Here is a 13,055-nt window from a genome sequence, read left to right as displayed (position 1 = left end):
ACTCCAAGTACCAAGCCCGCGGACCCAACGTAGACCGGCATAGCTACAAAGCCACCATCGCGATCGACATCATCACAAACCATTGCGAAACACCCGCCGGACCTTAACCGAGCGGCGTTGCGGCTAGTACTCCAACGTCACTTGGCTTCGACGTTGGGCGTGGCGCGGGCATGAGAACGGCCACCGCGTTGATCATCGATGGTTTGACTCGAAAATGAACCCCGCGGCGTGGTCAGGCTGCCACGCATCCGCCTGCTGCATCGAAGCGGCCATGCCGACATTCGTTGGTGCAGCACCTGGTGCGCCGAAGCCGAGCAGATCGAACGACTCTTCGGCCTCCCCAGCTGGAACGTTCCTGGTACCACCAGGTTTCCGCCGCCACAGCCCCCGCCGCGAAGCTGAACGCCGCCCGCGCTGTCCTTGACCAAGGACGGCACCTGGTCTGGACCGATGACACCGAGGCACCCACCAGCGGACCGATCCACGAGGAACTGACCCGAACCGGCGAGCGCTGCTGATCGCGCCCTCGCCCCGCCTCGGGCTGCAACCCGAGCACCTGGACGCCATCGAGGCGTTCACCGCCAACGCCGTCGCGGCCAGCACCGCCACCCAGGCCGAAGCGCTCCTCCGGGCACGCCGTCTCCTCGGCGACGACAGCTCGTGAGAGCCTTCACCACCGTCAAAGCAGGCTAGAACGCTGGCGCTCCGCCCCACGAACTGAGCGGACCGGACCGGCCGACCCCACCACCCAGCCGAGCCCCGGCACCAGCAAGAGCTCCGGCTCGCGACCAGGCCCGCCGCTTCGGGCGGCGGAGTCCAGGGCTGCTCCCCCACCGGCCACACGAAGCGACAGGACCTCATCCGGGAAAGCCGGTCAACGGCCAGCGGTCGTCGGTCAGGGAGCCGAGGTTCCTCCCGTCGTGTGTGCCGTGGTGGGCGGCTACCGCTCCTACACCGCGATCCCCGAGTGGGTCGCTGACGTGCCGGCTGCGATCGCGCTCGCGTTGGGCATCGCCCCGGACCGGCGTCCGTCGGAGGCGATGATCCGCCGGTTGTTGCAGGCCGCGGACCCGGACCTGCTCACCGCGGCCATCAGCGGCTGACTCACCAGCCGGACCACAGCCACACCGCGGCGGGCAGGCGGGCGATCGCGTGGACGGCAAAACCCTGCATGGCCCCCGCACCACAACGGGCTTCACGCCAATTTGTCCATATTGTCCTTATAGATCGCCAGCAGGCGATAGATCCAGTGCACGAACTTGGTGTACGGCGTGATGGCGAAGGCGACGATGACCGCGGCCAGGTGCGCCACCAGGACCGGGCCGAACAACGGGTTGGTTCGCAGGAAGAGGGTGAGCAGCCCGGTCACCGACAGGATCAGCAGCGCCCACAGCAGACCGTAGTCGGCTCGTCGCATCGACGGCGTGCCGGGTTCCGGGGCGCTGCGCCGTTTGAGCAGCATCAACCCCGCGCAGCCGACGACCATGCCGAACCCGCCGACGGTCCCCGTGATGACCGGCACGGACAGGTACGGGTACGGCGGCATCAGGTGCAGGAACTCCTGCATGAACGCGGCCGAGGTGGTGGAGACCAGACAGAGGCCGAACCCGTAGGTGACCGCCAGGTGCAGGCGACGCCGTTGTGGGCTCGGCACGTCGGCGGGATAGTCGCAGTCCTGGCCGCCACCCCGCATGTGCCGCAACTGCACTCCCTGAACCAGGGTCCGCGCCCACACTCCAGGCCGGGTGAGGTCCCGCAGCCTGCCGTGGGTGTCGCGCCAGTAGCGCGACACCGCCGCCGCAAGTACGACGATTGTCCAGAGGCTGGGCGCCGCCACCACGGCCACCATCACGAGGTGCGGAAGGATCTCGTACGGCGAACCCGGGTTCGGACCCGTGGAGTTCCCTGCACCGCCGGTGAGGGAGCTGAGCGCCACGAGCAGCACGAAGATCGCCACGAACCAGCCGGCGACGCCACGCCAGCCGTGCATCCAGCCGGGCACGGTGGAGGGCCACACGTAGCTGCGGTACGTCTCCTCCCGTACCTGTGCGAACACCTTCGGCGGATTCAGGTCGAACTCGTGCGGCGGGGTGTACATGCAGGCGCTGAAGCAGTCCCGGCAGTCGTGGCACAGATTGGCCAGGTGGGTGATGTCGCCCCGGGTCAGTGTGCTCCGCAGCTCGAGCGCCGGCCAGACCGGGCAGTATCCGGCACAGTACCGGCAGGAGTTGCAGACGATGAGCTGCCGCTCGGCCTCGGCGAACAGGTCATCCACGGGCATGGCGCGCCGCCTCTCGACCGGCGATGCGTCCCCACACCGTTCCGATGGTCATCCCGAAACCGGCCAGATACCCGGTCGACAAGATGTTTCCTGACATGATCTCCCCTGCCGCGAAGACGTTGTGGAACACGCCGCCGTCCTGGCGCCGGACGTGTGACTGTTCGGTGACCGCCACACCGAGGTAGGTGAAGGTGATCCCCGGCCGCATCGCCACCCCGTAGAACGGCGGCCGGTCGATGCGCTGGGCCCAGTTGCTCTTGGGCGGATCGAGGCCGACCGTGGACAAGCCGTCCCGCTCCGCCATCGTGAACCGGCCGCCCGGGCCGCGGTCGACCGCCGCGTTGTACCGGGCGACGGTCTCCTCGACCGCAAGCGGATCAAGGTCGAACCGCGAGGCCAACTCGCTGATGCTCCGCGCCGCGGACACCCCGTACATCGGGGGAAGGAACAGCCCGTGCACCTTGCTGTCCCACAGGGAGTACGCGATCTGATCGGGTTGCACCGCGATGTTGCGTCCCCAGATGGCGTACCGCTTGGGCCAGATGTCCTCGCCCTCGTCGTAGAACCGCCGCCCATCCCGGTTGACCACGATTCCGAACGGGATGGTGTCCAGCCGGGTGGCGATGCCCCCGTCGAATTTCGGGCTGCGTGCGTCCACCGCGATGGCGTGGAAGCCGCGTTCCTCGCCGGCTCGTTCCGCGCCGGCGTCCAGCAACTGGGCGAGGACCGTCCCGTCGTTGTACCTCGGGCCGCGCACGTGGTAGTTCAGCGCGGCGTCGCCCCAGTACCGCCGGAGCCAGTCGATGTTCGCCTCGAAGCCGCCGCTGGCGCAGACCACCGCCTTCGCGCGTACCCGCCGCCGCCCCTGGGCCACCCGGACGACGATCTCGGTGCAGGCATCGCCCGTGAAGCCCAACCGCTCGACGCTCGCCTCGTACAGGATCACGATCCCGGCCCGCTCGGCCGCCCGGTAGTAGCCGTTCATCAGCGCCTTGCCGCCGCCGAGGAAGAACCGGTTGGTACGAGCCAGGGCCAGGGTTCCGGTCAGGGCGGGCTGCCAGCGCACGCCGTGGTCGGTCATCCAGCGCGGTACGGTCTCCGACTCCCGTACGGTCAACGCGGCCAGCGCCTCGTTGCTCGGCCCGGTGCCGACGCCGCCCAGGTCGGTCCACAGCTCGTCGTAGGGGTAGCGCCCGGTGTAGTAGGCGTCGGTGTAGTCGTGGACACAGCGGATGTTGCGGGTGTGCCGGCTGTTGCCGCCGCGGAACACCCTTGGCGCGCGCTCCAGCAACAGCACCCGGGCGCCATGGTCACGGGCGCTGAGGGCGCTCACCAGGGCCGCGTTGCCGCCACCGATCACGACGACGTCCCACTGCTCGTCCAACGCCCCGTTCCGGGCTGGGACGAAATCGTTTGGCGAGGTGATCATGCCAGGTGGTCCAGTACGGCGCGGGTGACCGCGCGGGTGCCGCCGCGCGGGCACCCGGTCGGCTCGATCTGGACGGCCCCGTCGGCGAGCGCCGACTCGACGGCCCGGCGGATACGTCCGGCCGCCTCGGCCGCGTCCAGATGCTCGAGCAGCATTGCCGCGCTGAGGATCTGCGAGATCGGGTTCGCCAGGTCACGCCCCGCGATGCCCGGCGCGCTGCCGTGCACCGGCTCGAAGTACGAGGTACCAGCGCCGATGTTCCCGCTGGGGCACATGCCCAGTCCGCCGACGGTGGCGGCGCCGAGATCGCTGAGCAGGTCTCCCACGAAGTTCTCGGTGAGCACCACGTCGAAGTGTCGCGGCGTCATGACGAGGTCGTGCGCGGCCGCGTCCGAGTACCGGAAATCCAGTTCCACGTCGGGATACTCGACGGCGACCTCGATCGTCACCTCGCGGAACAGGGCGAACGAGCGCAGCACGTTGCTCTTGTCAACCAGGGTGACCCGCCGGGTGCCGTCCGCCGGGGCGCCGTCTCGCGTTCGCGCCAACTCGAAGGCGAACCGCGCGACCCGGTCGACCCCGGCCCGGGACACGAAAAACTGGTCGACGCAGGCGTCGCGCGTGCCCACGCCGAGGCCGCGGGACAGATAGAGCCCCTCGGTGTTCTCCCGGACGATGACGTAGTCGATGTCGCCGGGACGGTGGATCGTGGGCGTGCGCACCCCGGGCAACAGTCGGACCGGCCGCACGTTGGCGTACGTGTCGAGGCCGGTACGGAGCACACCGCCGAGCAGTCCCGCCTCGGTGCCGTCGGCCTCTTCATGCCCACACCTTCCACTCATCAGGGAAGTGGGGCCACGGCGTAATCCCGTCCTGCTGGCTGCACAGCAGAGCCGCCAGGTGCTCGCTCCAGGTGCCGAGGTCGATCAACTCCAGCAGCAGCCGGTTGAGTTCGATGAGGTTCATCGAGGTGGTCTGCGCGCGGCCGTTGCCCACCGGCAGCATGACCGATACAGTAGCGGCACTGCGGAGGTCAATTTCCTGGTACGCCTCAGTTGGTCCGGTGGCGGCGGGAAGAACGCGCAGCTGAGCCTTGAGGTGCAGGTCAAGCTGGTGATGGCGGCTGGTCGGGGAGCTGTTCCCGTCGTTGCGGGCGTCACGATGTCTCGTCGTTCTAGGACGGACACGCCGATCCGGCCGACGCCCCTGACGGGATGAAGCCGAGCCGCTTGTCGACGACGTTGACCAGGTGCTCGCCGTCCAGCCAGCGCTGTGCGTTGGCCACGAACTGGTGGGCGAGGGTGTCGAGCCACCCGACGGCGTCACCGGCCATGTGCGGTGACATGACCAGCGCAGGAGTGCTCCACAGGGGATTTTCCGGGGGCAGCGGTTCGGTGTCGAAGACGTCCAGGGTGGCGCCGGCGATCTGCCCGCCCCGGAGGGCCTCGACGAGGTCGGCCTCCACCACGCAGGGGCCACGGCCGACGTTGACCAGGTGGGCGGTCGGCTTCATGGCGGCCAGTACGGCGGCGTCGACGAGCCCGCAGGTCGCGCCGGTCAACGGCGCGACCACGACGAGGTGGTCGGCCCAGCCGGCGTGCGCGGCCAGGTCGGCGCTGGCCACCACGGTGCCGAAGTCAGGATCGTCGGTGCGGGCGGTGCGGCCGGCACCGCGTACCTGCATACCGACTGCGCGTAGCAGCCGTGCGATTTCACGCCCGATGGCACCGGTGCCCAGGACCAGCGCGGTGGCGCCGGAAACGGTGCGCGTCTCGCGGTGCTGCCAGATACGGGCGAGTTGCAGGTCGTGGCTGCGGTGGACGTCCTTGGCGAAGCCGAGGATCGCGCCGAGGACGAATTCGGCGATGGGTCGGTCGAAGACGCCGCGCGCGTTGGTGACGACGATGTCGGAGTCGACGAGTTCGTCGAACAGGAGGGTGTCCACCCCGGCGGCGGCCACGTGGATCCAGCGCAGCGCTCGGGCTCGGTCCCAGACGTCGCGTACCGCGCTGGAGAAGAAGTCCCACAGGAACAGCGCCTGTGCGCCGTCGATGGCTTCGGTCAGGCCGTCGGCGTCGCAGTAGCGGACGGTGGCGCGTTCCTCGACGACCCGCATGTGCGGAGGGCGCGTGCCGTCCCGCGCGCAGAGCACGGCGATGACAGGTGTGCCGTTGGTTGCTGCCACGGGCATGCCTCTCGGTTTCTCAGGCGGGCCAGCCTCGATGGTGCCCGAGTCGCGGTCAATGTATGAGTACAACGTATGATTGTCAACAATATGTGGGTGATTGGGGCTTCCCGGGCGGTCAGGGCTTCCGGTCAGGGCTTTCCGGGCGCCTGAACGCCACTGGCGGGCTGGTCCTCCGCGTCGAGGGCTGCCGCGAGCACCTGGGCCAGGTGCAGTGGTACGCGGTCGGTGCCCTGACCTATCTGGACGCGGCAGCTGAACCCGTCGGCGATGATCGCCGTCGACGGGTCGGCCGCCCGCACTGCGGGCAGCAGGACCCGTTCGCCGGCCGCTCGCGACACCTCATAATGGCCCTTCTCGAAGCCGAAGTTGCCGGCGAGGCCGCAGCAGCCGGAATCCAGCACGGTCGCCTCGATGCCGGCGACCCGCATGAGCGCGGAGTCGGCGTCGAAGCCCATGACCGCGTGCTGGTGACAGTGGGTCTGCACGAGTGCCCTGGCGCCCACCACGGGTGGTGCCCAGTCCGGGGCGTACCTGGCGAGCAAGCCGGCCAGGGTGTGGGTGAGGCGTTTGGCGCGGGCGGCTCGCTCGTCGCCGGGCAGCAGGGCCGTGGCGTCGTGCCGGAACACGGCCGTGCAGCTGGGTTCCAGGCCGACGACCGGGACACCGGCCCGGAGGTACCCGTCGAGCACGCCGAGTGAGTGCCGCAACACCCGCTCGGCGACGCCCAGTTGCCCGGTGGAGATCCAGGTCAGCCCGCAGCAGACCGGGCCCGACGGGAGGACCACCTCGAAACCTGCCGCCTCGAGGACACGGACCGCGGCTCGGCCGACCTCCGGTGACAGATATGTGGTGAACGAATCGGGCCAGAGTACGACCCTGCCGCGAGCAGCGGTACCGGCCGGTCGGTGCCGCCGGAACCATCGGGTCAGTGGCTGGTCGGCGAAGCGGGGGATGGCGCGTTCGGGTGCGATGCCGCCCATCCGCTTGAGCAGCCCCTGTGCCCGCGATGCGGTGAGCCGGTTGACCAGTCTCGGCGTGAGCGAGGCCAGCCGGGACAGCACCGGCAGCCAGCCCATCGAGTAGTGCGACCGGGGCCGTATCCGGCGCCGGTAGTGGTGGTGCAGGAACTCCGACTTGTAGGTGGTGATGTCGACGTTGACCGGACAGTCGGACAGGCACCCCTTGCATGACAGGCACAGCTCGAGGGCGTCCCGTACCTCGGTGGAGCGCCACCCGTCGGTGACTACGTCGCCCTGCACCATCTCCCACAGCAGGTGCGCCCGGCCCCGGGTGGAGTGCTGCTCCTCGCGGGTGACCTGGTAGCTGGGGCACATCACGCCGCCCGAGGACTGCCGGCACTTGCCCACGCCGACGCAGCGGCGTTGGGCCTGGGCGAAGCTGCCGGCGTCCTGCGGGTACGAGAAGACCGTCAGCAGCTGCCGGTCCTTGGCCGGACCCGCGTGGCGGATGTCGGCGTCGAGCGGCGCGGGGTTGGCGATGATGCCCGGGTTCATCACCCCGGCCGGGTCCCACACCCGCTTGACCTCGGCGAACAGGGCCATCACATCGGCACCGTACATGCGGGTGAGCAGCTCGGAGCGGGCCCGGCCGTCGCCGTGCTCACCGGAGACCGACCCGCCGAGACGTACGACGAGGTCGGTGGCCTGCTCGACGAACGACCGGTAGGTGGCCAGGCCGGCCGGGGTGAGCAGGTCGAAATCGATGCGTATGTGCATGCAGCCCTCGCCGAAGTGCCCGTACGAGGCACCCGACAGCTGGTGCCCGGCCATCAGGTCGTCCAGCTCGCGCAGGTACGTCGCGAGCTTCTCCGGCGGCACTGCGGCGTCCTCCCAGCCGGCCCAGGCCTCGGCGCCGTCGACCCGTCGGGTGGCGAGTCCGGTGCCGTCCCGGCGGCAGCGCCACAGCACCGCCTGTGCCTGGGCGTCGGTGACCAGGGTCGACGCGGCGGGGACGCCAGTGGCGTCGAGGTCGGCGACGATCGCGCGACCGGTGCGGGCCGCCTCCTCGGCGGTCGCACCGCCGAGTTCGACGAGCAGCCAGGCGGTGCCATCGGGCAGGCCAGCGGATCTCGCGTCGCTGCGTACCTGGTCGGGCAGGCGGTTGACCAGAGCGTCGTTGATGGACTCCACGGTCAGCGGCTGGTGCGGCAGCAGGATGGGTACGCAGTCGGCGGCGGTGAACGAGTCGCGGAACCCGAGGACCAGCAGGGTCCTGGCCGCTGGCAGCGGCACGAGGTTCACGGTCGCCCGTAGGGTGGTGGCCAGGCTGCCCTCGGTGCCGGACAGGAACCGGGCGACATCGTACCCGTGCTCGGGCAGCAGCCGGTCGAGGGCGTAACCGGAGATGCGGCGTCTGAGCCCGGAGAAGCGCCGGCCGATGGTGAGGGCCTCGCGGCGGGCGAGGGCCTGCATGGCCTGGTGGAGCTCTCCTTCGCGGCCGGGGCGGGCAGCGAGGTCGGCCATCCGACGTACGGGATCGGTGCCGGGGACGGGGACGGGGAGATCCAACCGGGTGCCGTCCGCCAGCAGGGCCTCCAGGCCGAGCAGATTGTCGGCGGTGGTTCCCCAGGCCACCGAGTGCGCCCCGCAGGCGTTGTTGGCGATCATGCCGCCGATGGTCGCCCGGCTGGCCGACGACGGGTCGACGCCGAAGGTGAGGCCGTGGCGGGCCGCCTCGGCGGTCAGCTCGGTGAGCACGAGGCCCGGCTCCACCACGGCGGTACGGTTCACGGGGTCGAGATCCAGAATGCGGTTGACGTGGCGGGACACGTCGATGAGCACCCCGCCGACAGCGTTGCCGGCCATGGACGTGCCGGCGCCGCGCACCACGACGGGTGCGCCGGCGTCGGCGGCGAGGGTGACGGCGGCGGCGAGGTCGTCGACGTCGGCGGGGATGACGACCAGGTCGGGCACGACCCGGTAGTTGGAGGCGTCGGTGGCATAGAGCGCCCGCCTGCCGGCGTCATGTCGGGCGGTGCCGCGCAGGACGCCGTTGAGTCGGGTGGCCAGCGACTCGACGTCGAAGGTGGCGATGGGGCGGATCACCGCAGGTCGGCGATCTTGTCGGCGAACCGGATCTCGTGGGTCGCGATGGGCATCATCATCGACATCCTTTTCTGGACGTGCCCGGGTGGCGGCGAGCGGTGGCGTCCCGACGTCCGCCGTGGCGCGGTCACGAGGGTTCCCGTCGCGCAGCGGAAGGTCTCGCAGTTGTCGACCAACGCTAATGAACTGTTGTTAGATTGTCAACAATCCTAATGTTTGAGTCTGCTAGCCTGTCGAGTAGTCAGGGCAGTGCGGCAGGGGTCGAGGTCGGCATCCCCGGTGGGAGGCAGGTGTTGGACGTGGTGTGCGGCGGCGATGTCGAGGGCGTGCGGACATACCCGACGGAGCGACGGGCCTGGTCGCCCAGCCCGACGACACCGGAGTCGTCAGCGACGAGCCGACGTGTACGGCTGTTGTCGAGTGGGAGAACGGCATGACCGGGGAAAGGTTCATCGCGCCGGTGAACCGCGAGTCCACGCCGAGCATCATCGCCCGCAAGCTGCGGGAGGCCATCGCGCACGGTGAGCTCGCGCCGGGCGCTCAGCTCGGCGAGGCCGAGCTGGCTCGGGAACTGGGCGTGAGTCGCGGCCCGCTGCGGGAAGCCACGCAGCGTCTCACCCAGGAGGGGCTGCTCGTCTCGATCCGAAACCGGGGTCTGTTCGTCATCGAACTGACCGAAGAGGACGTGCACGACATCTATCTGGCGCGTACCGCGGTCGAACGTGTCGCGGCCGCTGAGATCTTCCGGCGGGGTGACCACGCCGCTGCCGGGCAACGACTCGCGGAGATCATCGAGACCATGGCCAGAGCCTCCGACCAGCAGGACAAGGCGATGATCGGCACGGCCGACCTGGAGTTCCACGAGGCGCTCGTGCAGATCTCGGGCAGCCGCCGGCTGGTGCGTATGCACGAGACCCTGCTGACCGAGACGCGCATGTGCCTCACCGCGCTGGGCGACACCTATTCTGCGCCGGACCAGCGGGTGCCCGAGCACAACGAGATCGTCGACGGGTTCAGGACCGGGGACGGCGCTCGGGTCGACCGTCTGCTGGTCGCGCACATGCGCGACGCGGTGACCCGCCTCGCCGCGCACGCCACCCCTGCGTAGCGGCTCACCGTCCAGAGGAGACCACCGTCCGCCCTGCCCGGTCGACCAGGGCGGTGGTGGTCTCCTCCTGTGGGGTCGGGTCTGTCGGCCGCGGCGTCACCTCACGCCATGGCGATGCCGATGTACTTGGTCTCCAGAAACTCGTCGATACCGGTCGGACCGCCCTCGCGGCCGAGGCCGGAGGCCTTCACCCCGCCGAAAGGCGCGGCGGGGTGCGAGACCACTCCCTGGTTGACGCCGACCATGCCGGACTCCAGAGCCTCGGCCACCCGCAGCGCGCGGGACAGATCATTGGTGTAGACGTAGTTGACCAGGCCGTACTCGGTGTCGTTGGCGGCGGCCAGCACCTCCTCCTCCGTCGTGAAGGCGGTGAGCGGAGCGACCGGGCCGAAGATCTCCTCGTGCCGCATCCGGGCGGTCTCGGGCACGTCGGTCAGGACGGTGGGCGGGTAGAAGTAGCCTGGCTCGTCCGGCACCTCGCCACCGGTGAGTACCTTCGCGCCGCACCGGAGGGCGTCCTCCACCAGCCACTGCACCTTCTGCCGCGCGGCGGCGTCGATGAGCGGGCCGACGCGTACGCCGTCGTTGACGCCGCGGCCGACGGGGAGGGCGGCCATCTTCCGGGCGAGCTTCGCGGCGAATTCGTCGATGACGTCGACGTGTACGTAGATCCGGTTGGCGGCGGTACACGCCTCGCCGGAGTTGCGCATCTTCGCGGCGACTGCGCCGTCGACGGCCGCGTCGAGGTCGGCGTCCGGGAAGACGATGAACGCGGCGTTGCCGCCGAGCTCCATGGACGTGCGCATCACCTGGTCGGCGCACTGCTCGAGCAGTCGCCGGCCGACCGCCGTCGAGCCCGTGAACGACAGCTTGCGGGCTCTGCCGGAACGGATCATCGGCGCGGTGACCTCGCCCGCCCTGGTGGTGGTCACGACGTTGACGGCGCCGTCGGGCACACCGGCCTCGTGGAGGATGGCGGCGAGGGCCAGCATCGACAGCGGGGTCTGTGGGGCGGGCTTGATGACGCTGGTGCAGCCGGCGGCGATCGCCGGGCCGACCTTGCGGGTACCCATCGCCATCGGAAAATTCCATGGCGTGATCAGCAGTGACGGACCAACCGGCTGTCTCGTCACGAGGAAGCGGGCGTTGCCGTTCGGCGCGACCTGGTAGCCGCCGTTGATGCGGACGGCCTCCTCGGCGAAGTGGCGGAGGAACTCGGCGGCGTACGCGATCTCGCCGCGTGACTCCGCCAACGGTTTGCCCATCTCCAGCGTCATGAGCAGGGCGAGCGAGTCGATCCGCTCGTGCATCAGGTGGAAGGCGCGAGTGAGGATGTCGGCACGCTCGCGCGGTGGGGTCACCGCGAAGGCGGGTTGCGCCGCGGCGGCCGCTTCGAGGGCGGCCGTCCCGTCGGTGGGTGAGGCGTCCGCCACCGCGCACAGCACCTCCCCGGTGGAGGGGTCCAGGACGTCGAAGGTGGCCCCTGCCGCCGCGTCGACCCACGCGCCAGCGATGAAGAGCTGCTTCGGCGCCGCCTCGACGACTGACCGCTCAGTATGCTGCTCGATCATTCAGTGTCCCTTTTGTTCAAGATGCCGGGAAGTCGGTGCTGTTCGCGTGGGCTGACGCCGGCCGTGAGCTGCTGTAGGCTTGCATCCAATCAGATTGTCGACAATCTACCATAGGAGCCCTCGTGGCAGAACTCTCTCCGATCCTCAAGCAGGCGACCGGAGTCATCGCCGCCCGAGGCGAAGGCGTTCACCTCTACGACGAGGACGGCCGCCGCTATCTCGACTTCACCGCCGGCATCGGGGTCACCAGCACGGGACACTGCCACCCACGGGTGGTCGAAGCGGCTCAGCGGCAGGTCGCGACTCTCATCCACGCCCAGTACACGACGGTCATGCACCGCCCCCTGCTTGACCTGGTGGACCGCCTCGGTGAGGTGCTCCCCGCCGGCCTCGACCGCATGTTCTTCGCCAACTCCGGGTCCGAGGCCGTCGAGGCGGCCCTGCGGCTGGCGCGCCAGGCGACCGCCCGTCCGAACGTCGTCGTCTTCCACGGCGGCTTTCACGGCCGGACCGTCGCCGCCGCTTCGATGACCACGTCGGGCACCAGGTTCCGCTCCGGCTTCAGCCCTCTCATGGGCGGCGTCGTCATCGCACCCTTCCCGAACCCGTCCCACTACGGCTGGAGCGAGCAGGAGGCGACCACCTTCGCGCTGCGGGAGCTCGACCATCTGCTCCAGACGGTCGCGCCGCCGAACGAGATCGCCGCGTTCGTCGTCGAGCCGGTGCTCGGCGAGGGCGGCTACGTGCCGGCCAACACCCGCTTCCTCGCCGGCCTACGGGAACGCGCCGACAGGTACGGCGTGCTGCTCGTCCTCGACGAGGTGCAGACCGGCTGGGGGCGTACCGGAAGCTTCTGGGGTGGCGACCACTTCGACGTCCGCGCCGACGTGCTGATCACCGCGAAGGGACTGGCCTCGGGCTTTCCGTTGTCGGCGATCGCGGCGCCGGCCGCGGTCATGGAGAAGGCGTGGCCCGGCTCGCAGGGCGGCACGTACGGCGCGAACGCGGTGGCCTGCGCCGCGGCACGTGCCACGCTCGACGTGATCCAGGATGAGGCACTGGTCGAGAACGCCGCCGCCCGTGGCGCCGAACTCCGCGCGGCTCTGCGCCGGGTGGCGTCCGAGAACAAGCAGGTCACCGACGTCCGGGGGCTGGGCCTGATGGTGGGCTGCGAGTTCCGCGACGCCGACGGGAACCCGGATGGCGCCACCGCCGCCGCAGCTCAGCGGGAGGCGGTCGCCCGAGGCCTGCTGCTGCTCACCTGCGGCGCCTGGGGAGAGGTCGTCCGGTTCATCCCGCCGCTCGTCGTCACCTCCGAGCAGGTGAGGGAAGCCGGCACGATCTGGGCGGAGGCCGTACGGGCAGCGGCGGCCTGACCCGCGTTCACGAACGGGGGCCGGTTCCGCCGTACCC

The 13,055-nt window shown here is 70.0% G+C and carries 11 protein-coding genes; 3 read left to right on the top strand and 8 right to left on the bottom strand.

Features of this window, described 5'->3' with window-relative positions:
* Positions 1 to 920: 920 nt before the first annotated feature.
* The gene (locus ABGB16_RS27415; protein ID WP_347670974.1) at positions 921 to 1,103 is read left to right on the top strand and encodes a hypothetical protein; all 183 of its coding nucleotides are present in this window, start codon (positions 921 to 923) and stop codon (positions 1,101 to 1,103) included.
* Positions 1,104 to 1,195: 92 nt separating this feature from the next.
* Here ABGB16_RS27415 and tcuB read toward each other — a convergent pair whose 3' ends face one another.
* The 7 genes from tcuB to ABGB16_RS27380 form a co-directional block, all read right to left on the bottom strand.
* Positions 1,196 to 2,281 carry a tricarballylate utilization 4Fe-4S protein TcuB gene (gene tcuB, locus ABGB16_RS27410; RefSeq protein WP_347670973.1) on the bottom strand — a complete coding sequence of 362 codons (1,086 nt, stop codon included), beginning with the start codon at positions 2,279 to 2,281 and terminating at the stop codon, positions 1,196 to 1,198.
* Positions 2,268 to 3,710 carry an FAD-dependent tricarballylate dehydrogenase TcuA gene (tcuA, locus tag ABGB16_RS27405; protein ID WP_347670972.1) on the bottom strand — a complete coding sequence of 481 codons (1,443 nt, stop codon included), beginning with the start codon at positions 3,708 to 3,710 and terminating at the stop codon, positions 2,268 to 2,270. The genes tcuB and tcuA overlap by 14 nt, the downstream gene beginning before the upstream one ends.
* A complete protein-coding gene (locus tag ABGB16_RS27400; RefSeq protein ID WP_347670971.1) occupies positions 3,707 to 4,552 on the bottom strand; it encodes an isocitrate/isopropylmalate family dehydrogenase in 846 nt (281 codons plus the stop codon). Before ABGB16_RS27400 ends, tcuA begins: the two co-directional genes overlap by 4 nt.
* Positions 4,530 to 4,715, bottom strand: a complete 186-nt coding sequence (locus tag ABGB16_RS27395) for a hypothetical protein (RefSeq protein ID WP_347670970.1) — start codon at positions 4,713 to 4,715, stop codon at positions 4,530 to 4,532. Before ABGB16_RS27395 ends, ABGB16_RS27400 begins: the two co-directional genes overlap by 23 nt.
* Positions 4,716 to 4,884: 169 nt before the next feature.
* Complete coding sequence (locus ABGB16_RS27390; RefSeq protein WP_347670969.1) at positions 4,885 to 5,895, bottom strand: D-2-hydroxyacid dehydrogenase; 1,011 nt, start codon at positions 5,893 to 5,895, stop codon at positions 4,885 to 4,887.
* Positions 5,896 to 6,026: 131 nt separating this feature from the next.
* Complete coding sequence (locus ABGB16_RS27385; protein WP_347670968.1) at positions 6,027 to 8,963, bottom strand: FAD-binding and (Fe-S)-binding domain-containing protein; 2,937 nt, start codon at positions 8,961 to 8,963, stop codon at positions 6,027 to 6,029.
* A complete protein-coding gene (locus tag ABGB16_RS27380; protein ID WP_347670967.1) occupies positions 8,960 to 9,094 on the bottom strand; it encodes a hypothetical protein in 135 nt (44 codons plus the stop codon). The genes ABGB16_RS27385 and ABGB16_RS27380 overlap by 4 nt, the downstream gene beginning before the upstream one ends.
* Positions 9,095 to 9,396: 302 nt before the next feature.
* On the opposite strand from ABGB16_RS27380, the gene ABGB16_RS27375 reads away from it, so the two are divergent.
* Positions 9,397 to 10,071, top strand: a complete 675-nt coding sequence (locus ABGB16_RS27375) for a GntR family transcriptional regulator (RefSeq protein ID WP_347670966.1) — start codon at positions 9,397 to 9,399, stop codon at positions 10,069 to 10,071.
* Between the two features lie 101 nt (positions 10,072 to 10,172).
* On the opposite strand, the gene ABGB16_RS27370 is transcribed toward ABGB16_RS27375, so the two are convergent.
* Positions 10,173 to 11,642, bottom strand: coding sequence for an NAD-dependent succinate-semialdehyde dehydrogenase (locus ABGB16_RS27370; protein ID WP_347670965.1), 1,470 nt, complete (start codon positions 11,640 to 11,642; stop codon positions 10,173 to 10,175).
* 122 nt (positions 11,643 to 11,764) lie between these two features.
* Here ABGB16_RS27370 and ABGB16_RS27365 point away from each other — a divergent pair, with 122 nt between their 5' ends.
* Positions 11,765 to 13,018, top strand: a complete 1,254-nt coding sequence (locus tag ABGB16_RS27365) for an aminotransferase class III-fold pyridoxal phosphate-dependent enzyme (protein WP_347670964.1) — start codon at positions 11,765 to 11,767, stop codon at positions 13,016 to 13,018.
* The last annotated feature ends 37 nt before the right edge of the window (positions 13,019 to 13,055 follow it).

The sequence above is a fragment of the Micromonospora sp. B11E3 genome, assembly GCF_039871625.1.
GTDB lineage: Bacteria > Actinomycetota > Actinomycetes > Mycobacteriales > Micromonosporaceae > Micromonospora.
The sequence above is the reverse complement of the archived record's forward strand: the minus strand, read 5'-3'. Positions and strand labels throughout refer to the sequence as shown.

Excerpts from the sequence above, each read along its gene's own strand:
- tcuB (WP_347670973.1), bottom strand. The coding sequence starts at position 2,281 with ATGCCCGTGGATGACCTGTTCGCCGAGGCCGAGCGGCAGCTCATCGTC.
- tcuA (WP_347670972.1), bottom strand. The coding sequence starts at position 3,710 with ATGATCACCTCGCCAAACGATTTCGTCCCAGCCCGGAACGGGGCGTTG.
- ABGB16_RS27400 (WP_347670971.1), bottom strand. The coding sequence starts at position 4,552 with ATGAGTGGAAGGTGTGGGCATGAAGAGGCCGACGGCACCGAGGCGGGA.
- ABGB16_RS27395 (WP_347670970.1), bottom strand. The coding sequence starts at position 4,715 with ATGCTGCCGGTGGGCAACGGCCGCGCGCAGACCACCTCGATGAACCTC.
- ABGB16_RS27375 (WP_347670966.1), top strand. The coding sequence starts at position 9,397 with ATGACCGGGGAAAGGTTCATCGCGCCGGTGAACCGCGAGTCCACGCCG.
- ABGB16_RS27370 (WP_347670965.1), bottom strand. The coding sequence starts at position 11,642 with ATGATCGAGCAGCATACTGAGCGGTCAGTCGTCGAGGCGGCGCCGAAG.